Origin of the sequence: Dysgonomonas mossii (genome assembly GCF_004569505.1) — a bacterium.
Lineage (GTDB): Bacteria > Bacteroidota > Bacteroidia > Bacteroidales > Dysgonomonadaceae > Dysgonomonas.
The window spans coordinates 1-22,868 of sequence record NZ_SPPK01000008.1 but is presented as its reverse complement, the minus strand read 5'-3'; the positions used below and the strand labels follow the sequence as shown (position 1 = coordinate 22,868).

22 protein-coding genes are annotated in these 22,868 nt (G+C 36.1%); 2 read left to right on the top strand and 20 right to left on the bottom strand.

Going from position 1 to position 22,868, the window contains the following annotated elements; all coding sequences use genetic code 11:
* Positions 1–36 precede the first annotated feature (36 nt).
* The 13 genes from nifB to E4T88_RS16530 all read right to left on the bottom strand — a co-directional run bounded on the left by nifB (position 37) and on the right by E4T88_RS16530 (position 12,985).
* The gene (gene nifB, locus E4T88_RS16590; protein WP_135107406.1) at positions 37–1,299 is read right to left on the bottom strand and encodes a nitrogenase cofactor biosynthesis protein NifB; all 1,263 of its coding nucleotides are present in this window, start codon (positions 1,297–1,299) and stop codon (positions 37–39) included.
* Positions 1,300–1,320: 21 nt separating this feature from the next.
* Complete coding sequence (locus tag E4T88_RS16585; protein WP_135107404.1) at positions 1,321–2,751, bottom strand: nitrogenase component 1; 1,431 nt, start codon at positions 2,749–2,751, stop codon at positions 1,321–1,323.
* Positions 2,752–2,794: 43 nt separating this feature from the next.
* A complete protein-coding gene (gene nifE, locus E4T88_RS16580) occupies positions 2,795–4,132 on the bottom strand; it encodes a nitrogenase iron-molybdenum cofactor biosynthesis protein NifE (RefSeq protein ID WP_135107402.1) in 1,338 nt (445 codons plus the stop codon).
* 14 nt (positions 4,133–4,146) lie between these two features.
* On the bottom strand, positions 4,147–5,526 hold the full coding sequence (locus E4T88_RS16575; RefSeq protein WP_135107400.1) for a nitrogenase component 1: 1,380 nt from the start codon (positions 5,524–5,526) through the stop codon (positions 4,147–4,149).
* Between the two features lie 28 nt (positions 5,527–5,554).
* Entirely contained in the window at positions 5,555–7,198 is a 1,644-nt protein-coding gene (gene nifD / locus E4T88_RS16570; protein WP_135107398.1) for a nitrogenase molybdenum-iron protein alpha chain, read from the bottom strand.
* Positions 7,199–7,242: 44 nt separating this feature from the next.
* Positions 7,243–7,638, bottom strand: a complete 396-nt coding sequence (locus E4T88_RS16565; protein ID WP_006798144.1) for a P-II family nitrogen regulator — start codon at positions 7,636–7,638, stop codon at positions 7,243–7,245.
* A gap of 18 nt (positions 7,639–7,656) precedes the next feature.
* Positions 7,657–7,980: a P-II family nitrogen regulator gene (locus E4T88_RS16560; protein WP_006798145.1), complete on the bottom strand. Its 324-nt coding sequence runs from the start codon at positions 7,978–7,980 to the stop codon at positions 7,657–7,659.
* Positions 7,981–8,052: 72 nt separating this feature from the next.
* Complete coding sequence (gene nifH, locus E4T88_RS16555) at positions 8,053–8,877, bottom strand: nitrogenase iron protein (protein ID WP_026626156.1); 825 nt, start codon at positions 8,875–8,877, stop codon at positions 8,053–8,055.
* Positions 8,878–9,087: 210 nt separating this feature from the next.
* Positions 9,088–9,753 carry a sulfate/molybdate ABC transporter ATP-binding protein gene (locus E4T88_RS16550; protein WP_228093990.1) on the bottom strand — a complete coding sequence of 222 codons (666 nt, stop codon included), beginning with the start codon at positions 9,751–9,753 and terminating at the stop codon, positions 9,088–9,090.
* Between the two features lie 23 nt (positions 9,754–9,776).
* Entirely contained in the window at positions 9,777–10,460 is a 684-nt protein-coding gene (modB, locus tag E4T88_RS16545) for a molybdate ABC transporter permease subunit (RefSeq protein ID WP_135107396.1), read from the bottom strand.
* A gap of 59 nt (positions 10,461–10,519) precedes the next feature.
* Positions 10,520–11,272 (bottom strand): molybdate ABC transporter substrate-binding protein, encoded by a 753-nt coding sequence (gene modA / locus E4T88_RS16540; protein ID WP_135107394.1) that lies wholly within the window; start codon positions 11,270–11,272, stop codon positions 10,520–10,522.
* Between the two features lie 27 nt (positions 11,273–11,299).
* Positions 11,300–12,568, bottom strand: a complete 1,269-nt coding sequence (locus E4T88_RS16535; RefSeq protein WP_135107392.1) for an alginate export family protein — start codon at positions 12,566–12,568, stop codon at positions 11,300–11,302.
* A gap of 66 nt (positions 12,569–12,634) precedes the next feature.
* Positions 12,635–12,985 carry a winged helix-turn-helix domain-containing protein gene (locus E4T88_RS16530; RefSeq protein ID WP_135107390.1) on the bottom strand — a complete coding sequence of 117 codons (351 nt, stop codon included), beginning with the start codon at positions 12,983–12,985 and terminating at the stop codon, positions 12,635–12,637.
* Between the two features lie 298 nt (positions 12,986–13,283).
* Between E4T88_RS16530 and E4T88_RS16525 the strand changes: the two genes are divergently transcribed.
* Positions 13,284–13,490 carry a TOBE domain-containing protein gene (locus tag E4T88_RS16525; RefSeq protein WP_135107388.1) on the top strand — a complete coding sequence of 69 codons (207 nt, stop codon included), beginning with the start codon at positions 13,284–13,286 and terminating at the stop codon, positions 13,488–13,490.
* A 21-nt stretch (positions 13,491–13,511) separates the two neighbouring features.
* Here the strand turns inward: E4T88_RS16525 and E4T88_RS16520 are convergent, their stop codons facing one another.
* The 7 genes from E4T88_RS16520 to E4T88_RS16485 form a co-directional block, all read right to left on the bottom strand.
* A complete protein-coding gene (locus E4T88_RS16520) occupies positions 13,512–13,844 on the bottom strand; it encodes an LURP-one-related/scramblase family protein (RefSeq protein ID WP_135107386.1) in 333 nt (110 codons plus the stop codon).
* 6 nt (positions 13,845–13,850) lie between these two features.
* Positions 13,851–14,096, bottom strand: a complete 246-nt coding sequence (locus tag E4T88_RS16515) for a hypothetical protein (RefSeq protein WP_135107384.1) — start codon at positions 14,094–14,096, stop codon at positions 13,851–13,853.
* Positions 14,097–15,246: 1,150 nt separating this feature from the next.
* Complete coding sequence (locus E4T88_RS16505; protein ID WP_135107382.1) at positions 15,247–16,068, bottom strand: helix-turn-helix domain-containing protein; 822 nt, start codon at positions 16,066–16,068, stop codon at positions 15,247–15,249.
* A gap of 446 nt (positions 16,069–16,514) precedes the next feature.
* Entirely contained in the window at positions 16,515–17,510 is a 996-nt protein-coding gene (locus E4T88_RS16500) for an SDR family NAD(P)-dependent oxidoreductase (protein ID WP_135107380.1), read from the bottom strand.
* Between the two features lie 284 nt (positions 17,511–17,794).
* The gene (locus tag E4T88_RS16495; RefSeq protein ID WP_135107378.1) at positions 17,795–20,131 is read right to left on the bottom strand and encodes a TonB-dependent receptor; all 2,337 of its coding nucleotides are present in this window, start codon (positions 20,129–20,131) and stop codon (positions 17,795–17,797) included.
* A gap of 17 nt (positions 20,132–20,148) precedes the next feature.
* Entirely contained in the window at positions 20,149–21,510 is a 1,362-nt protein-coding gene (locus E4T88_RS16490) for an MATE family efflux transporter (protein WP_135107376.1), read from the bottom strand.
* A gap of 146 nt (positions 21,511–21,656) precedes the next feature.
* Positions 21,657–22,244 carry a TetR/AcrR family transcriptional regulator gene (locus E4T88_RS16485; RefSeq protein WP_135107374.1) on the bottom strand — a complete coding sequence of 196 codons (588 nt, stop codon included), beginning with the start codon at positions 22,242–22,244 and terminating at the stop codon, positions 21,657–21,659.
* Positions 22,245–22,540: 296 nt separating this feature from the next.
* Between E4T88_RS16485 and E4T88_RS16480 the strand changes: the two genes are divergently transcribed.
* Positions 22,541–22,828, top strand: coding sequence for a putative quinol monooxygenase (locus tag E4T88_RS16480; RefSeq protein WP_135107372.1), 288 nt, complete (start codon positions 22,541–22,543; stop codon positions 22,826–22,828).
* Positions 22,829–22,868 lie beyond the last annotated feature (40 nt).

Here is a 22,868-nt window from a genome sequence, read left to right as displayed (position 1 = left end):
TTTTTTAATTGTAATTTCATTTTGATTAGTAGAACTTTATCCGCAACCGCTACCGGAACCTCGGCATGTTTCTCCACATTTAGTATATTCGCTTCTGCATAGCGTCTTTATTGGCAGATTTAGGTAAATGGCATCCAAACCTGCATCTATCAAACCATTCATTTGGATCACCTTTACTCCATTTTCCTGCATCACTTTCATTGGTGTTTCGCCTATTCCTGCAACAAGTATCGCCTGGCAATCCATTAATGTCTTTTCTGCTAATTCTTTCCAGCGGCTCATTCCGGTTCCTTCGGGAGGAGTATTTCGGGTTTCTACAAAATGATATCCGTTTTTAGATTGTTCGAATATGTATACCTTACGGGCCTCACCTAAATGCATATTTACTAATAATCCTTCATTACTGGCAACGGCTACTCGCTCACGACCTTTACCCTTATTGACTACCAAGGACGAAAACTGGCCTATCATATTCATCGCTTCGGTATTGTCGTGTCCTAGCAACCCGGCTGCATCGGCTCTGCAACGAGCACAATGTGCCATTGGTTTGATATACTTCGAAATTCGAGCTTTTATGTCCTTCATCATCTCTTTCGATGGTTCCTTTAAAATTTCGAATTCAGTATTTTCTGTTGGATACATTGGTATGCAATTCATGGTATCGGCGCCTAATTCAGCAACCTTTTTAGCCAAGTCCTCTATTTCGTGATCATTAATACCCGGGCATATAACCGTATTTATCTTTACTGTTATATTTTTTTCTTTCAACTTTTGTATGCAGTAAAGTTGTTGTTCCAACAATACTTTAGCTCCTTCTTCACCTCTGTATACCCTTCTTTTGTAACGTACCCAACGATATATTTTGGCCAGTGTTTCGGGGTTCAGCGAGTTTACGGTTATCGTTACATGAGATACTCCTATTTCGGCTATTTCATCTATGTATGGAGCTAAGTCTAACCCATTGGATGATAGACAAAATATAAGATCGGGGAACTCTTTTTGAGCCAACCTCATTGTTTGCAATGTTTCTTCAGCATTAGCAAACGGATCCCCCGGACCTGCTATACCAACGACACTGATATTCGGGATTTTCTCGGATAATGCTTTCATATAATGCACCGATTGCAATGGAGACAGGACTGTACTTGTCACTCCTGGACGGCTCTCGTTACAACAATCGTACTTTCGATTGCAATAATTACACTGTATATTACACTTGGGTGCTACTGGCAAGTGTACTCTTGCATATTTATGTTTTGCTTCAGCATTAAAACATGGATGTTGGGATAAATCTTTCATAATGTTTCCTCCTTTTATTTATTACATATACTTATACCCAACGGGTGATTTTCGTTGTTTATCTTCTAATAATGTATTTACAATTTGCTCAAACAAAACTGTTGTTCCTTCGTATCCTAAAGTTTTAGTATGTTGAGCACCAATACGATCATGGATTGGAAAACCGACTCTAACAATAGGGATATCCATTTTGCGGGCAATATAGTATCCCTTACTGTTGCCTAATATTAAATCAGGCTGTAGATCTTTCATTACCTCTTCTATTCTTTCGAAGCTCATACCCTGACCTACAATTATATCTTCATCGTACAGTTTACCTAATGTTTGTTTGAGTGTTTCGCGCAGTTTTCCACTTTCTCCACCTGTAGCACACAATACCGGTTTTATCCCGATTTCTGAGGCAAAGGCAGCAAGAGCTACAACCAGATCTTCCTCGCCATAAATGACCGCTTTTTTGCCTGAAACATATTTATGTCCATCGATATATAAATCAACTAATCGACCACGTTGTTTTTGATACTTCTCCGGAATAGATTTGTTGGATATAGTAGCTAAGAGATTGAAGAATTTATCAGATTCAATTATTCCTATTGGTAAACCCGTTTTACGGCAAACAACATCGAATTGTGTTTGTAAATAATCTCCTGCTGATTGTGCTAAAGCATTATTCTTAATTTTACCATTTTTGCCACCCGAATTTAGAATATATCCCAATTCAATAGAAACCGAAGCAAGAGCACTATCCCTTAATGCTTTTATTGTTGTTCCTCCTTCAGCTATACGATGGTATGTATCCCATGAAGTACTATCCAATGTGTCGGAATAATCAGGAAACAGCATCGTCTCGAGTTCAAAATCCTGCACTATTTCTTTCAAATGACGTATATCTTCGGGCGAAATGAAATTACTAAATAAATTGATGTGAGATCCTACGGTGCCCCGTCCATCAGCCAGAGCTTTTACAGTTGCATATACAGCTTCGTGAAATCCTTCGTAATGCGTTCCCTGATAACTGGGAGTAGAGGCAAAAATCATTTCAGGAAGATTATCTGTATCGTTATGAATACTTTTATATTCATTTATCAAACGCTGAACATCTTCTCCTATCGTTTCACTTAAACAAGTACTTGCAATGGCTATCACTGCCGGATGATATTGACTGATGATATTATCAATTCCTGTATTAAAGTTCTTATTTCCTCCAAAAATGGTTGTTTCTTCACTAAAATTGGAAGATGCAATATCCATCGGTTCACGAAAATGGCTTATCAAATAGCGTCTTATATAAGTCGCGCAACCTTGCGAACCGTGAAGCATAGGCAATACACCCTCAATTCCTTTAAAGGCAACACATGCCCCCAGTGGAGTACATTGTTTGCAGGCATTACAGGAGGAAGAGAAGTTATCGCCGGAAGGCATATCTTTTGTTCTATTTGATTCTGCAAGATTCATATTCTTATATTTTCAGTTGATCAATAATTTGAGCTGTAATTTTTTAGAATGACCGCTTTACAAACTGCCAGACGGGACTGCTCACTGTTTCATATACTTCTTTGGCAAAATTGAGCATGCCTTCGTATCCAGCCAATGCCAATTTTCGCTCGTGGTTGTGATCGCAAAAGCCTATGCCCAATTTATAGGCTATCGGACGTTCCTTCACTCCTCCGATAAAGAGATCAGCTCCTGTCTGTTTTACAAACTCGGATAACTCTACGGGATTAGAGTCGTCGACCAATATACAGCCATCATCGCAGATAGCTTCTAATAACTTGTAATCCTCTGTATTTCCGGTTTGTGTGCCGGCTATTACAGTTTTTACACCTATAAGACGCAATGCCTTAACTAAAGATATAGCTTTGAATGCACCTCCCACGTAGATAGCCGCTTTCTTGCCTTGTAAAGCTACACGGTAGGGCTCGAGTGCAGGAAGAAGTTTAGATAATTCTTCTTTTACCAGATCTCGAGCTTTATCCATTGTTTCTTCGCTTTTAAAGAATTTGGCAACCTCATAAAGTGCGTCAGACATATCTTCAATTCCGAAGTAAGAGACTTTCATGAATGGAATACCATATTCTTCCTTCATCGTCTTAGCAAGGTGCATCATTGACCCTGAGCATTGAACCACATTTAAAGATGCCCTGTGAGCATTCTGAATGTCTTTGACCCGACCATCACCTGTTATAGAGGCAAGTATCTGAATCCCCATTCTTTTATAATACTCTGTTAGCATCCAAAGTTCTCCGGCCAGATTAAAGTCTCCAAGTATATTTATACTCATCGTCGATATTTCTTTCGAATTGTCAGTTCCGATAAGGCTCGCCATAGCATCACAGGCTATTTTGTAACCATCCTTTTTTGACCCTTGAAAACCTTCAGCCATCACAGCTATTACAGGGATATCTTTTTCTTTGGCTACCCGCTTGCACACAGATTGTACGTCGTCACCGATGACCCCAACAATACATGTCGAATATACAAATGCGGCTTTAGGGTGGTGTTTATCGATAAGCTCATGAAGGGCTTGATATAATTGCTTTTCTCCGCCAAAGATGACATGCTTTTCTCGCAGATCTGTAGAAAAACTGCTGCGATGGAGTTCTGGCCCTGAAGACATAGCACCTCTTATATCCCAGGTGTATGATGCACAACCGATAGGACCATGCACTAAATGTAGAGCATCGGCTATTGGATATAATACGACACGAGAACCACAAAAGACGCAGGCTCTTTGGCTGACAGAGCCGGCCAAGCTGGGCTTACCGCCGACCAAACTCTGTGAATTTCCACCTTTGGTGAAAATCTGTTTTTCTCTATCTCTTAAAAAGCCTGTCATTTTCTTCTACTTTATTACATTTGGAATTCAACCTTCTCTTCGGGACAAGTTCTATCCTGATAGTCTAAGAATTTCTCAAGAATATTTATTGCGATATTAGTAGCCCCAATGTACCCGGTGTACGGGAAGAAGTTATGACCGGGACGATCTACGACCGGGAACCCCATACGTATGAATGGAATATTCTCATCACGAGCAATGTATTTTCCATATGAGTTGCCTATAAGCAGATCTACCGGTTCTTGTTTGATCCATTGATGTAATTGGAACATATCGGCTCGTTCGCCACTTTTGAATTTGGCTTCGGGTATATCTTTCAATATATTTGCCATCTCTTCATCAAAGTGTTTACCGGGAGTACCAGTTACTATATAAACAGGTTTCATATCCAATGTTACCAAAAATTCCACTAGAGGAATCAATGTGTCAGGGTCTCCAAAGAGAGCAACCCGCTTACCCCAAAAATATTTTGAATTATCAGCGATGAGATCCACTAGCCGTCCTCGCTCCTCTGTCAAAGAATCGGGTACAGGAAGATTTGCATGACGACTAAGGGAAGTGATGAATCGGTCAGTCGCTTTCAATCCGATAGGAATTTCTATAGCTTCAAATTTGACCTTGCATTTATTTTCCAATTTAATACAGGCATCTTCTGTCGAATAAGCTCCCAGACCAATAGAAAACTTACTGTCGCCGGTCGCTATCATATCCGATTGAGTCGTACCTCCGCTAGGATACATCTCATATTTTCCTGTTAGAGGCGCATCCAAAACACCTGACATATCCGGAAACATTATTGTACGGGCTTCCATAACTGCTGCTATCCGTTTTATTTCGCGCATATCAGAAGGTTCCATCCACCCAGCAATAAGATTTACTACATTTTTCTTCTTGGGGGTAGCGGTTGAATAGAATTTGACAAATGCAGCCAATTGATTGGAATATCCTGTAACATGTGTTCCAACATAACTGGGAGTATTACAATAAATAACTTTTTTCCCATCTGGTATTTTCCCGTCCTCATTCGCTTTCGATATAATCTGAGTCATATCATCGCCAATAGTTTCAGATAAACAGGTTGTATGTACAGCAATAACATCGGGTTCATATACTGTAAATATTGTTTCGATTGCAGCCACAAGATTGGATGATCCCCCAAATACCGAAGAACCTTCTGAAAAAGAACTCGTTGCAGCCATAACCGGTTCTTTGAAGTGTCGGGTTAAAGCACTTCTGTGATAAGAGCAACATCCTTGCGATCCATGGCTATGGGGCAAGCACCCATGCAATCCCAAAGCTGCATACATCGCACCAACCGGTTGGCATGTTTTTGCCGGATTAATAGTCAATGCCTTTCGATCTATCTCTTTTGCTGTTGTATGACGTAGTAACATAATTTTTTTTTTAGTTGTTCATAATAGTTTAGCAAGCATACTGAGCTTCAACATATGCATCGCTCTCCCAAGGTGCTTTTATTTCCTTCCAGATATTTGCACCTACCATCATTTCGATGTCTTTATAAAAGTTAATAGCACCCTTAAATCCGGCATATGGTCCACCTACATCATAATTGTGAAGTTGCTTCAAAGGAATACCCATTTTCTGGACACAGAATTTTTCTTTTATACCAGCACAGAATACATCCGGATGATACATTTCAATCAGTTTCTCCATCTCATAATGGCTAAGGTCATCTATAACAAGAGTCCCTTTTTCCATCTGATCCATGATCCCTTTGTACTCAGTGAATTCAAGTTCTTTGTTTAATTCTTGTAATTCGCTTTCTGTCTTGCGCGGATTGTAACGTGTGGCATCTTTTGTTACGGTTATCTCTTCGATATTACGGCTATCAGCATCGATCTGTATCGTTGGTATTACACGGCGTCCTTCATAATCATCACGGTGTCCGAATTCATATCCGGCTGCGATTGTAGTCATTCCCAGTTCTTCAAATAAATCTTGATAGTGGTGTGCTCGTGATCCTCCGACAAAAAGCATGGATAATTTTCCCTTGGTTTTCGCATATATCTTCTCCCTTACAGCTTCTACTTCAGCCATTTCTTCAGCTACAACCTCTTCGACCTTATCTATTAATTCCTGATCACCAAAATATTGTGCAATTTTGCGTAACATTTTTGCTGTTGATCGTGCTCCTATCGGCTGAACTTTGATCCAAGGAATACCGAATCCTGTTTCCATCATTTCTGCAACATAGTTGATAGAACGATGACACATAACCATATTCAGGTCGGCTGTATGTGCATTTTCGAAACTCTCTATAGTCGAGTTTCCACTAAACGTAGAAACCAAGTTTATGCCACATTTTTCAAATACTCTTTCTAATTCGAAAGCATCGCCACCGATGTTATATTCACCCAACAAATTGACGCGATATTTAAGACTTCCTCTTACTTCGTCATCACGACCTATCAGGTTTTTAAATAATCCATTGTTCGCAATGTGGTGGCCGGCAGACTGAGATACTCCTCGATAACCCTCACAAGAAAAGCCGAAAATATTTATGTCTCCACCTATCTCTTCCATCATGTGTCGTGCTACACGGTGTACATCATCACCAATCAATCCGACCGGACATGTTGAAAATATAGCAATTGCTTTCGGATGAAATAATTCGTAAGCTTCGCGAATAGCCTGCTTTAACTTATCTTCTCCCCCGAATACAATATTTTTATCTTGCATATCGGTTGAAAAACAATAGGGTATAAAGTTTGCTTCTTCATCCGTTGTCGGTTTTGTCTGATTACGTCTTGTTAGCCATGAGTAAAATCCACATCCGATAGGGCCGTGTGTAATGTTTACGATATCACGGGTTGGTCCCAATACTACGCCCTTACATCCGGCATATGTACATCCCCGTTGAGTTATGATACCGGGTATAGTACGTACGTTTGCTTGAATTTCAGGTGTTTGTTCAGTATCACTGAGTATAATTGACTTGGCTCTTTTTTTACCGACCTTTTTGGGATATTTAGTTATCACCTCATCTTTAAAAGTTTGTAAATCGGCAATTATACCATCTTTGATTTTATCTTTATCGTCTACCATAATTTCTTTTGATTATAGATATTTCCTTCGATCCTATTTATTGTTTAATCCAATGTTGCATCACCAGCTTCACCTGTATGTACACTGTATGAACCCAATGCATTTAAAACAAAGACTTTTCCATCGCCCGATTTCCCTGTTTGGTTTGCTTTCAGAATGGTTTCTATAGCCAACTCTTTTTTTTCATCGGTAACTACAAGTGTTATCATTCGTTTTGACTTCAAACGAGGGACCTCAGGGATAAATTCCAAGGCATCTTTCAGATCTTCCGGTGCGGCTTCGTTGTGCTGAGATATTGCTTTTATCTTTTCCAAATCGCCATGTCCCTGTCCTCTTCCTAAAACATGCATTGCAGTAAAGGACGGAAGGCCCGCAGCGGCTAAAGCCTCTTTAGTCTCACTCATTTTTGCGATTCTTATAATTGCTAAGATTAATTTCATGCTTTTAACGATTTTATTTTATTCTTTCTTACGGCTTGATATGGTGTAAGTTTCCTCTATTGGAGTAATGAATATTTTTCCGTCACCGGCCTGTCCTTTTTCTCCGGAACGGGCAGAGGCTATAATCGTTTCTACGACAAATTCTTTGTCCTTTTCGTTGATTGCAATTATTAGTAAGTCTTTCGGTAATTCATCGTATGTTACGTTGCCGACTTTTAGTCCGCGTTGTTTCCCGCGACCGAAAACCGACAACTTCGTAACAGCCGGAAAACCGGCATTAAATAAATCTTTCATAACTACTGGCGATTTCTCCGGACGCACTATGGCTCTTATTAATAACATAAAAATCCTCCTGATATTTAATGATTGTAAATTGAATAATTTTATGAAAATAGGAATATATGAAATGTCTGATTAGTTCATTATACCAAATCCGACAAGCAATTCTTCCAGTTCTTCCATTTCAAGAGGTTTGGGAATCACATGCATCTTGTTTCCGTCTATTTTTTTTGCAAGGGTACGGTATTCATCTGCTTGAGGATGCTCCGGTGCATGATCTATAACTGTTTTACGATTGATTTCGGCATGTTGAACCATATTGTCCCGAGGAACAAAGTGGATCATTTGTGTTCCTAGCTTTTTAGCGAATTCCTCAATCATATTGGCTTCATTGTCTACTTTACGCGAATTACAAATGAGTCCTCCCAGACGTACATCGCCTACCTTACCGAATTTTGAGATAGATTTACATATATTATTAGCAGCATACATAGCCATCATTTCTCCTGAACAAACAATGTATACTTCCTGTGCTTTTCCATCGCGGATAGGCATCGCAAAACCTCCGCATACAACATCTCCCAAAACATCATAAAACACATAGTCCAGATGTTTGTCATCATCATAAGCTCCAAGTTGCTCTAACAAGTTTATGGATGTTATGATACCACGACCTGCACACCCTACACCTGGTTCTGGACCTCCTGACTCTACGCAACTTGTTTCTTTAAAACCTTCTTTTAACACATCGTCAAGTTCGACGTCTTCACCTTCGTCCCGCAATGTATCTAAAACCGTTTTTTGAGCTAGTCCATGAAGCAGCAGACGAGTAGAATCAGCTTTGGGATCGCAGCCTACAACCATTACCTTTTTTCCCATTTCAGCTAAACCGGCTACAGTATTTTGTGTAGTTGTTGATTTGCCAATTCCACCTTTACCATAAATAGCAATCTTTCTCATAACTTTGAATATTATTATATTTATAATAGAAATTTTAGTTTCACGAAAACATATAATCAAAGCATGTGCCATAACATGTTAAACCGTTATATCTCGAATCATATAACGGTTTAATATCCTGATCAATAGATTGATAATCTTTGATCGTTTTAAAATAAAAAATAGCTGATTTTATAAAATGTTCTAAAATGTAAGATTTAAAAGTGAATCCTACAAAAATGTAGGATCTAGTAGTTCGTTTATTTTCTCTGTACCAATACAGAGTACATGTGTTGCTATCCTTTTTATTTCATCTCTGTTGTGACTCACAATGAGTGTAGTAGAGGCAAATAACTCGTGAGCTTTTAGTATTTCAGACTGAAGAGATAATCTCATCGATTCGTCTAGAGAAGATAACGGTTCATCTAGCAAGAGTACATCGGGTTTCCTAGCGATGGAGCGAGCCAAAGCTACTCGTTGTTTTTGTCCTCCTGATAATTTTGATGGCTTGCGCTTACGCAGCATATCCAGTCCAAAAGTTTCTATTAATTGGTCTGTATACTGTTTATTTTGTCCTTTATCTTGTCCAAAACGTATATTTTCTTCCACCGTCATATTGGGAAAAAGGGCATAATCTTGAAACATAAAGCCAATATTCCTTTTTTGTGGAGAGAGATTGATCTTCTTTGCCGAGTCGAATACTACGTTATCTCCTATAGCGATAACGCCTTTATCAGGCTTTTGTAGTCCTGCAATCATCCGTAACAAGGTTGTCTTTCCTGCACCTGAATGACCAAAAATAGCAACAAGGTCTTTATCTTCTATATTAATATCTATATTTAATGAGCGTTCTCCTTCGGATGTCAACATTTTCCGTTCTACATTTATATAAATCATACCTTTCGCATATATATGGAGGTTTATTCCCCTCCGGTTTTCATCCTGAATCCTTTATTAATACTATAAATGATTGTCAACAACACAAAAGAAGTAACAAACAAGATAAGAGAATATTTATTAGCTACACTATAATTCAAAGTTTGCACCTCATCATAAATTGCGATTGATGCTATTCTTGTTTGTTCCGGAATATTACCCCCAACCATGAGTACAATGCCAAATTCACCTATGCAATGAGCAAATGTGAGAGAAATACCTGTTATTATAGAAGGTTTTATATTGGGTAATAAAACACGGAAGAATGTTGTTATTCTTGATTTACCTAAGATATACGATGCTTCTCTTAAACTTGCAGGCAAACTGGCAAGTCCGCTTTGAAGAGGCTGTATCATAAAAGGTAGTCCGGCTATTACGCTTGCGATCAATATTCCCTCAAAAGAAAAGGCTAATCGGACATCGAAGTATTGCTCAATGAATCGCCCGAATCCATTTTGTGGGCTAAACGCTACTAGCAGATAATATCCTAATACTGTAGGAGGTAATACCATTGGCATACAAATCAAAGCTTCAAAGATCACTTTTATCCGATATCGGGTATAGGCCAATATATATGCAACAGGTAATCCTAGAAGGAAAAGTATACCTGTTGTAGCTATTGCTAATTTAGCAGTCAGTAAGAGAGTATCTATAAAATCAGTTTCCATATCTCAATATAATAAGTTCCCTATTGTTCTTAGTGTAACAATAGAGAATTGGTCTGTTACTATTTCTTTAATAAGCCGTATCCATAGCTACTCCAAAGCCTATCGCACTTTCGACTCATCGCATAGTTTATAAACTTCGATGCTTCTGGATTTTTCTCCGATCCCTTTATTAATACATAAGCTTGTTCAATAGGAGGACAATCCTTTTCATTGAATACATAGTATTTACCTTTACTTCTCATTTCCGGAGCCATAGCCAATGACAGCGCAACAAAACCCAGTTCGGCATTTCCGGAGAAAGCAAATTGTGCTGCCTGACCAATATTGTCGCCCCACACAATCTGACTGCTTATCTTATCGTATAGTTTCTTTGATTTGAGCAAGTTAACAGCGGCTTCTCCATATGGCGCACCCTTGGGATTGGCTATTGCTATTTTCTTTACTGATGACTGAAGTACAGTATTAATCCCTTTAGATACGTCGAGAGTAAGACTCCAAAGAGCTAATTTTCCATATATGTATGTTTTCACTTCACCATTTGCAAAGCCGCTCTCTTTCACTTTTTTAGGGAAATCAACATCTGCAGCCATAAAAAGATCAAATGCAGCTCCATTAACTATCTGTTGCGTTAACGTACCGGACGAGCCAAATGTGATATCTATTTTAGCTTTTGGATTTTCTTTTTCATATAGTTTTTTTATATCTTCGAGTACATATCTGAGATTTGCAGCAGCTGCAACTTTAACATTCTGTGCATTTGTATATATAAAGACGGATAGTAGTAATATTACTGTAAATAATAGTCGTTTCATAGTTCTCATTATTTAATTATTAGTATTTTATTTTTTAGAGAAAAAGGTAGGCTTAAATGAAATCATAACATATGCCCAAGTCGGAAATTTAGTATCAATATTCACTTGCTTTTTTACAGTATTGGTCTGATCGGTTTTGAAATAAGCACTCCAACCACCTTGCAAAGTTATTTCAGGTGAAATAGTATAGTTCGCCGTGATATCTAATTCAGAACCAATATTCTTTTTATCTGTTGAGCTTAATTCTTTAGTCAGAGAAAATGTGTGAAATGTTGCATCAACATTAAATTTTGAATTGGATTTAAATGTAATGCCTGCATACAAATCAGATAACCCTTGAGTTGGTAAAGTAGCCCAATATTCCATTGAGCCGTTAAATGAGTGATTCACACCATACAGCTTATTAAAAGTACGGTCTTTCCCTTGTTCCAGATCATATTTTGATCCCGAAAAATAGTCTCCTCCTAGTGTTATGCTCCACTTATTTGTTACTGAATATTGATTTTTTAAAGCCAATAGATAGCCTCTTAAACTTTTATCTTTAGGGTTGTGTCCAAATTGATAATAAGCTGTTGCGTAGAATGAATATGGGATTGTTTTGTCCTTAAAGCCCAAGTTACCGCCTACTGTATTTCGATAACTCAACTTGTTTATCAAATCATTTGTTGCTCCTCGTTGAAAACCATCATTAACCCAAAGGGCTGTAGCATCGAATTTTCCCAAAGATTTAGCTAGCCATATATAAGTCATCATTTTATATGATTTACTTACGTTGTAAGCAGATTCATAAAGGACGTCACCTCCATTGTTCCATGCGCTTCCAAGATGTGCCTTAGCTCCTGTTTTAGTTTCATACTTCAGTAATAACAGATCGTGGGAATTACCTGTATTACTCCAATTTGCAGCAGAGAAAAGACGTTTGTCGTCATATTCGAGAGACTGGCGTCCCAAGGTCGCCGAAAGTTCAGGAGTAAACATATATGCCCCCCATGCTTCGTAGAGTCCAAGAGAATTATTTGTACTATTAATACCTGTCTGACCATAGGTTCTTGAATCTTGCAATGTAATCTTAGCTTTGATTTTATCATCGCTGTAAGTAACATTTAGCCTCGTCCGAAGAGAACCTATAGTTGCATTATGCAATGTATCTGCTAATGGGCTCTGAAAACCATTTCGATACTCTGCCCGCGTCCGTATTTCTCCGTCAATCTTTACTGATTGCGAATAAACGGGTCCTTGAAGAAAAATTAATAATAAGCCAAAACAAATTCCTGAATAAAACTTTTTTTTGTCCATAACCTAAATAAATTAAGATGAAATAGATCGATATAAATTAAAAAGAATAACGATTCGTAAAAAAAATCAAATAAAGCATGCGAGTATATCATCTTCCATTTCAGAGATATACTTGTTTTGTTCTGAGACCATTCTCTCGAAACTTTCTATTAATTTGAATCCGAAATTTGTAATTACTGCACCACCTCCGTTTGTTCCACCGCGTTGACGTGTAACAACAGGTAATGGCGAAATACTATTAAGCTCTTTGATTATAACCCATGCTTGCTGATAAGACATTTTCATATCTTTGGAGGCCCCCAAAATAGATCCCCGACTATTAATTCGCTTCAATAGTTCAATACGTTTCGCATTGAGAAAACAACTTCCATTTTTTTCTATTTCTAGCTTAGATATAATTCGAAAGGGTTGATGCATGTCCTATTTCTTTTCAGTATTATATCAGAAATCATGCCATTGGATGTAAGTTTTAGATATACAGCGATATATGATTGTATGTATAATGAATCGCTCTCGTAAACCTACATTTATGTAGTCTAACGAGATCGTTTTTACCAAAATGTAGAAGGATTAAATCTTACGAATAAGGATATTCAGACATTTGATAAACTTAGAGAAGCTACTTTGGTGAGTTCAATGAAAAAGCATTCGATATAAAATAACAAAGACAACGGGTTTACTGTTATGCTATTATAATCAATTAAAACTGTAAAATATGAAACTAAGTGCTCGCAATGATTTAAAGGGAACTATTACAGACATCAAGAGAGGAGCTGTAATGGCTAAGGTAACTATTGATTTGGGGAATGGACAAACTATAGTATCAGTTGTAACGGTGGATAGCGTCGATGAATTGGAGCTAAAGGTAGGAGATGTTGCTCACGCCATAATAAAGTCAACAGAAGTGCTTATCGGAAAATAAACATTTTTGTAAATAAAACGTCTATTTATAAAATGTGAGGGAGAAGGTTTGTTCTCCCTTATCTTGCTTCATATCGAATTTCCCCTTATTAAGGAGAGTCATTCCATTTAGTTGAGATGAAGTCATTAACTTCTCGAGTATTATCAAACTATTATGTACATCACAATCTAGCTTAAAGAAGCATTCTAAGAGGTTTTGATTATTGTCACAAACTTTGATTAGAAAAACACCGTGTTCAGCAAAGAACAAATCTTCATAGGCATACATAACGTCTAAGCCGGTTGCATCTTTAATTATAAAACGAATTTTTTCTATAGTGGGTATGATAATGTTTTTGTTTTCTTTTGTATCCATAATAAGTCATTTTTCGGGATATAAATTATATAGCCATTCTATTTGCTTAATTTCTAAGGCTTCATTCTCCGTTTGGCATTTAAATAATGATGCACTAATTGCTTCACGAAACTCTTCATCTGTAAATGCAATCCCATAACATGCTAGTATAGTTATCAAATCAGTCTTTGATTTGCAACTGTAACAAGATTTTCTAAAATCATTACTTGATTGAATATACTTTATAAAAGCAAAAGCATTACTAAGAGCCATTTGTTTTTTTATTTTAGTAATAACAAATATTGAGCCAACATTTATATATATATGATAATGAGTCCTGATGCTATTTATTGCAGATTAAAACATACAAGAATGTGGGAAATTCTTCTGTAAAGTGGATATAAAAAGAAACTTATGGAATTATGAAAGAAACAATTCTTAGTTTGTAAAATCACCCATTTTTAGGTACCGCTAGAAAATTATTTGATTAAAACCGTATAGAGATATTACAAATCATTTTTATAAATATAATTGATGTTTAATCTTATTTTATATATTTGCAAATATTAAGTCGCTCTTTAGTGTAGTTAGAAAATTAAGCAGATCTAAGAACCAAGCTGGTTTCTAAATCGTTACCTATTGAAAAACGAACATCATGTAATGTGCTGGATAGTAGTCGATAAGGTGTTTCATTGTGTCTTGCTACGTGAAACGTCCACTTATATTAAAAGTAAGCAGAATGCAGAAGTTAATTCATGAACAAGGTTAAAATGATATGATTTGCTCAAGAATGTATAATACAAAACGATGACGATACAAATCTAAGAAGACCAGTTAACAAATGAAGTTCAAACTACTATAATGTAAATCACAGCAAATCCACAAACTTACAACTCCAGAAAAACAGATTAATAATTCGGCGTTTTGCTCCTCTTTGGTATATTTGATCGTGAGACAGATGTCAATAATGAAGTCGCCGAAAATTTCTCGTATTTGACTCGCTAAAATGATTCTTTTTATAATTACTTTATTTCACTTCAGAAAAAAAATGAAAGCTTAAATATGTGTTTCATATAATTTGTATTAGTAAGATATCTAAAACAATTATATTTAAGTAGTATTGATAGTGTTATTTTGTTTTTTTATCTGTGAATTTTATTGATTTTGAAAGTAAACGTCGCTCCGATTTACAACCTCTTGCTTTCCATTATATTATAAAGTGGAAAAACTCAAGATGAAGTTCTTTAAATCCGTTATAAGGACCATATACAAAACAATTATCTGACTATTACTGCAATCATAGCTTAGCTTCACTGTATTCGCTTAGTACTCTCGGTCATATACTTTTTTCTTTGTTTCATAGGATTAGTGTATTGATTTTACCACCTTAACGATTTATAATAAGAGAGTTAGTAATCTTAATTTAAGGCATAGGATTCAGTTGGTTCAGCAATTCAGTTGGTGAATACCCAAAGTATTTCTTAAATGCGTATGAAAAGTGCGATAGGTTTTCAAAGCCTGTTTCGTAACAGACATCAATAGGACGTTTCTGTTTTTCTGTGAACTGATAATGTGCCAGTTCAAGGCGTTTTTTGGTGAGCCAGCGTTGTGGGGTTGTGTTGAACACTTTACTGAAATCTCTTTTGAAAGTAGTTAAGCTTCTCCCAGTCAGGTTTCCAAATTTTTCAAGAGGAAGATTAAACATAAAGTTCTTTTCCATGTAGCCGGCCAGATCCACTTTTCCTGGTTTTTCAAAATTAGCCAGTATATTGTCTATACTTTTGTCGATTGTCCTCAGAATGCTAATAGCTTCTGTAATTTTTAGCGACGCAATATTCTCGGGCAATTCTTTCACGTCAAAATACGGGATCAGCGAAGACAGACAACTTCTCAGTAAGGGATGATTGTTGAAAAGATAGATTTTCGGCGATTTTAAGGTTTGGGCTGTAACATCCAGACCAGCATAAAAATCTCTTAATCTCGTTGTGGAAAGGTGCATCACAACTGTCTTATGCGGTTGCCCATCTTTGGGATAATTGATGATGGTGGCTAATTGGTTTCTTGGGATCAGGAAAATATCATTCTCCTTAAAAATATAAGTGGCATCTGCCTGAACGATTTTTGTTTCACCCGAAATGAACCAGATCAGCATATGGTGCTCAAAGATGATGTCCGACTTGAAAAACTTATCCTCGTAACAGGAAAGCTTGATATCATCTGTTATGTATCTTACTTCGTATTGCATGGTATATATTTTTGTTTCTTTCTTTTAAGGGAAATATTATTGTAAAAATAAAAAATTATTTAATCTGCTTTGTTTAAAAGTCCAATTTAACTTTTAAAGAACGGTAATATAAATGATATCCACTACCGTTCTTTTGAAATGGATCTCCTCTAAATACTCATAGTGTCTGCCATAGATGAAAAAATAACCTCTGTAATAAAGGCTGCTTTACTTGAGGCATAGACGGAAGCCATTGGTGGCGAAATTGTAGCCGGGATTGGTCAGCCATCATTTCGGTGATATTGAATTCTAATGCCACCTTTTCAATAGCATCCTTTCTCCTGCCGATTATGACCACATTAGCTCAATTGTATGTAATTCTCTCTCTGAAGCATAGTAAACACCCCTGTTGTCACCAGTAGCGACAGTGATTTTATCTTGGAACGTTTTCATTTTTTAGTTTGGGATTAAATAATTGAAAAAGATATGCCGCAGGTTTCTTCGGTCCATTTCCACAAACGTTTGGCTTCAGCCTCATCCAACGAATAACATTTAACCCCCGCAGACATCCGGCTATCGGATGCTAATAATGCTACCTCTACATCCTCACAGTATACGCCGCCAATATTATTCAGCAAAGGAGTTGTAGCGCACCATACGGTTGTGGCTGCTCCCTGCGGTATAGTTTTGAGTGATGCCAATACTTCGGGACGCATGTTGCCCTCTTCATCCACAAATCCCATTTTTATAAATAATTCCAATGAAGCTTCCCTTCCCAGTTCCGTTCCGGCAATGGAACCAGGATGCAGGCTGTATGCCCGTACATTGAAGGCTTTGGCTCGATTGTCCAATTCAAGAGCAAATAAATTACTGGCTGTTTTGGATTGACCATATGCCTGTAGTGTTTCATATTCACGGTGTTGAAAGTTAGGATCATCAAAATCGAAGGTTCCGAACTGGTGACCGAGAGAAGATACATTGATGACCCTTGCTCCATTCGCTTGTTTAAGTGCGGGCCACAGCCTCGCTGTTAATTGAAATTGTGCCAAATAGTTAGTCGCAAGTTGTGACTCGATGCCTCGGCTATCATGGCGAAGCGGGACCCACATAATACCCGCATTGTTGATCAGTAGATGAAGAGGCCTGCCGGAATCCAGAAACTTTTGAGCAAATACATCAATAGAAGCAGGAGCCATCAAATCCATCGGTTCTATTTCTACAAGAGCAATTCCTTCCAGGTTACGTTTTGCTTTTTCTACATCTCTTGCAGGTACAATAACGGTTGCTCCTGCCTGAGCCAATGTTTTGGTGGTCTCAAGGCCGATACCTGTGTTGCCACCGGTTACGATGACGATTCTTCCTCTCAGGTCAATACCTTTGATTACGTCTGCTGCTGTTGATTTTGCGTTGAAGCCCGAACCTATCGGGTGTTGCAGTGCTCCTTTATAATTGTGCTGTTCCATCTTTTTTAAGAGTATTTGTTATTGATCAAACAAAGGTAGATAGGACATCAGAATCAGACTTTGTTCAAACGTCTGAAGTTACTTTGTTTAAAAGACCAATTAAGGTGAAAAACACAGGAAAAAGCATATAAGCGAATCGCAACACTTCAATTTGCCTTGGTTCCTTAGTTCTTTGGCAAAATCGTTAAACTATTATTTTAATTTAAAACTTCAGCATAAAATTTATGCCAGACAGTGAAACATCGAAACTTTCAAGACTAATTGCACTGTTAATATTATTTATCTTAGTTTTTGGAACCAGACATAATACCTGAATCAGTATCATTGTTGTCTACTTGTTTATTACCACGATTAAACTGTTTTCCGAAATCAATATTAAAACTAAATTTTACGAAAATGGTATTACTCATATTCTTGGTATGTATCTCTGATTGAACAGGATTTAGTACTGCCCAATTTTCATTTTTAGCTTTGTATGTTTTTACAAAAGGATTGAATACTCCTGCCATAACAGACCAATTTGCCTGGCGATATCCAGCCATTATGATATGCATTAGATCGCCTTGCATCAATTGTTCTCCATATACATCCCTATTAGGAGGTGTTAATGTCATGAAACTAAGCATATAATTTTTATACATAAGATCTAAATTTACCTGAAGATCTTTCATCGTATAAGTATGTGTGTAGCTGTTCCCTTTACTGATGTATCTATTTAAGCGAGGGGTTACCGAAAGGATCATATGATCTTTCCATGGTTGTACTTTAAAGGTAATTTCAGCACTTAAATTTTGGAATGACTTTTGATTCTCATAGGTTCGAATAAAAATATTTTTATTCTTGTCATAGAGAACTGATTCCATTATTGGTTTGAACTGGTAATTATAGCCCAATAGTAAATCGATATTCAGTATCCCTTTTTTATAACCGGCCGAAAAATTCTGCATTAAATTCTCGTACGAATTAAGATTCGGATTTCCTTTTCTTATTTGCAAAGGATCTATAATCTGTTCTACATTATTTAGGTATGAGAGTGATGGCATGTTGTTTCGTAAATTCAGACGATATCGGAAGAATAATTGACTTGTTGGATTATATGTGATACGAGCTGACGGTTGTAAAGCATATTTTTCGATATTATTTCTTTCTTGGCTATAATATAATCGAGAAGTCGTAAGATTTACCATATAGCCCCATTTTCCTTTTGTTATCTCATATTCCGCATAAATATTACCTTCTGATTGCTTCATTGATACATTAGCAATATTGGAGCCTGAGTATTTGTTGTTTGCATATACTTGCATATACTTCAAACCTCCGGTAAGTTTTCCATCTCCGATCTTTCGTTCATAAATACCTTCTGCAATCAAAGAATACTTGTTTCCAGATATATTTGAGACTATATCTGTCTCAAGGATATTGTCCTTTTGTTCTTGGTATATACGCGTATTTTTTGAATCAATATATGTACCAACCACATTGAATATTACTGATTGTTCTCCCTTCATATTATGTTGAAAATATAAATCTAAGGCTGGCGATTTACGTCTCTCCGTAGAGTGATCATATATGGATATGGGAGATGTTAGGTCAGATGTCATAATTGTGCTTTTTCTATCTTCATATGCAAATGGCGTGTTCTCATCATTGTATCTTAATTGTACATTAAAGAAATATTTATCTTTCTCAACCAAACTATAATTAAGATCTGCAGATAACGATCTGTCATCAAAAGGAGTAGATTCTCCATTCTCAATACGATGTAGTTCTCTTGTTGGATACACGAATATCTCATTATATTCTCGTGTCCAATACTGTTTGCGGTGTTCATAAGAGGCATTAGCCGAGAACTCGGATTTCTTATGGTTAAACCTCATAGCTAATAAATTGTCTGATGATGTTTTATTCTTTCCCAGATTATTCCCTGAACTAGCTTCAATACTCCCTCCTGACTCATTGCGATGAGTAATATAGTTTATTACAACCGAGGCATTCCCATAGCGCACACTTGGATCGTCATGGTATTCTATACGGATAATGTCGTCAGGTTTCAAAGTTCTAATCTCCGTAGAGGTAACTTGTATGCCATTGATACGCAACTGTACTTCTCCATAGCCCGATGTCGAAACTTTATTATTCATCGGGTTAACCGTGATAAGAGGTAATTGTAGTTTTCTCATTAGATCAAGTCCATCTGTAGAAGTGGATATTTGCTGTTTCGAAGGGATAATTAATTTACGATCAGACTTATTTATCACAGCTTGGGCTACAATCCCTACCTCATGTAACATTATTGAAGAAGGCTGTAGCTGTATTTCAATATAACTGTCAATTGCTGTATGACTAATCGAATTATAGCCGGTTTTGTAACCGATATAGCTAGCCGATATCAAATAGTCTCCTATCGGAATATTGGGTATCTTGAACAATCCTTTTTCATCAGAAACAACTCCTGTGATAAATGTAGAATCTTGTTTCAATAATGATACATTTACAAATTCCAATGGAATATTTTCTGCTGCATCCGAAATTCTACCTAGTATATCTGATTGTTGAGCAAACACTGATTGTTGTGTTATTAACAGTACTAATAGAAATTGTAGTTTATTTTTAAATTTCATAATATTTAATTGTTTCGTTAAATTTTTAATTTTTTGTTATTCTTTGTTTTAAAAAAGAAAGTTGTTACTAATATGATTCCAATAATAAACGTAATGATCTCAGAAAGGGGCAATGACAAGATTACACCTGAGAGTTGAAATAAATTATTTGCAATCAGAAGAATAGGAATTAACAAAATTCCCCTTGCAACAGACATAATTGTAGATTGGCCCCCTTCTCCTAAAGCTTGAAAGATACTTGTTATTAATCCTGAGCAAGCAGCAAAAAGGCTTGATATTAACATAGCGATTAATACATTTTCTCCCGTTTCTATGACATTCGGATCGATATTGAATAAAGAAATAACGTATTCTCTAAAAAAGAAAAGAATTAAACCTATACCCACTGTTATTCGAATTAAATAAACAGAGGTTGTTTTTATTACATCTCTTAATCGATCATAATCTTTGGCTGCATAGGCAAATGCAATGAGAGGTACTACACCAATGAATAACCCCATCCCAATAAATTCAGATAGTTGAATTATTCGTTGGGCAATGCCGAATGCCGCAACTACATAATCTCCGTATCTCATCGCATAATTATTAAATAAGAGACTTGAAATAATGAGAAAGAAGGCCAATAGAAATGCCGAAATACCTATTTTAAAAATGTTAGTATATATTTCTTTACTTGGTTTAAAATATTTGATATTAATACTTTGTATATCGCTCTTCTCATTCAAAAAGTACATATAGTAAGCAACCGAAACAATATTTGAAATAACTGTTGCGATGGCCGCACCCATTACATCCATATTTAGAAGAAAAATGAATATCGGATCTAGTATAATATTCACTATTACACTGATAATCATGCCTATCATTGATTCTTTCACTGCTCCTTCTGCTCTGACTATCTGCCCTAATGTAAAGTTTGCAATAACAAAAGGACTTCCGATCAAGAAAACTAAAATGAAGTCTTTTGTGTGTTCTAAAGTTTCGCCACTAGCACCTAATAGACATAAAATAGAAGGCACAAAAGGGATACATATAATAATGAATAATATGCCTGCCATAAACGAAGAATATAAATTGACTACTGATACTCTCTTTAATTCTGATATATTCTTCTCTCCCAATAGCCTTGAGATGTAAGTTCCACCACCTGTCCCAAAAATATCACCTATTGCCATCAAAATAGTAGTAAATGGTAATGCCAGAGTTACTGCTGCCAGCATAGATGTATTGTTCAACAATCCAATAAAGTAGGTATCAATAATATTATATATGGTATTAATCACCATAGCAAGTATCATGGGGATTGCCATGTGCTTGATTGCTTTAGGAATAGGTGCTGATTCTAAATAGTAAGTAGATTTTTTTTCTTCTGTATGCATTGTAATTAAAATATAAACATACTAAACGTTTGGTATGTTTGTTGTTAAAAAAAATATGTAATAAAGGATTATACTTTCAATTCTTAAGATTGAATAATTTGCTACACATACCAATCGGTATGTGTATGTTCAAAAAAATATCAATGCTATTTTATTCTTAATAGGGCATATAAATTATTCCAATCTCTCGTCATTTCATTAAGACTCACAGTTCCAGTTTTTAATGCTATCATTTTATTTAATGCCACTCCATCACTCAGATTCAAAAACATGTGGGCAATGTCTTGGCTTAATAAATCTGTATTAATCTCCTTCTTTTCTTTTGCTATGTCAATTATTTTAGACCATGCATTAATCTCCTTATTTCTTTGGATCTCATTAATTTCTAAGAAAGTAGGAATTCTGCGAATAGCCTCTGATATAAATAGAAATACATTATCATCATCCATTGCATTGGCATTATCTGATGAGTTCCCTAAAAGTTTCAGATAAAAGTTATAAAAATCAAATAGTGAAGTCTGAGGGAAACTATTGTAGTTTGTAATCATTTCATGATTATAAAAATATTTTACTGCCTCCTCAAAAATTTCTTCTTTATTTGTAAAATGATGATAGATCGCTCCTTTAGTCAGCCCAATTTCTTTAACGATTTCGCTCATTGTCACCTCTTTATAGCTTTTACGAAGAAATAATCGTAGAGATTTTATAAGTATTTCATTTTTAGTATCACCCATATTACATACCAATTGGTATGCAAATGTAATAATAAATTTTAATGGATAAATATATTCTACATTTTTTTCTTTTTAATGGATAATTTGAAATAACAACGAAAGGAACCTCCGTTCGCCAGTCTAAATTGCCCCCTTGAAGATTTTTTGTTTAGGAGCAACAAAAAATGACAGTTTTTGTTGCTAAAAAGCTAACAACTTTATTATACATAAAAGCAAAGAATATATTTACTCTTTTGTCTGCCTCATTCTGTATATTTGTAGAAAAAAATTAGAATTTGTAAATAGTAGTTCAGACAATGATAAAAGTTATAGCCGAGGATTTTATAAATGAAGAATATTTAGATATTGTAAAACCTCTTTATAAAGAATTAGTTGCTAAGACTAAATTGGAAAAGGATTGTATTGAATATAATCTTTATATAGATCAGGATGATAAAACTCACTTTATCTTCATAGAAGAATGGCCGGATCATGAGGCATTGGACAGGCATTGCCAAACAGAACATTTCAGAAGGCTTGTACCCCTAATTAATAAACATCAATCCAAAGAGTGTGAATTTACAATTATGGAAATTTTTCAATAAGTACAATAAGTTTTAACATAAACAGATGAAATACATCTTA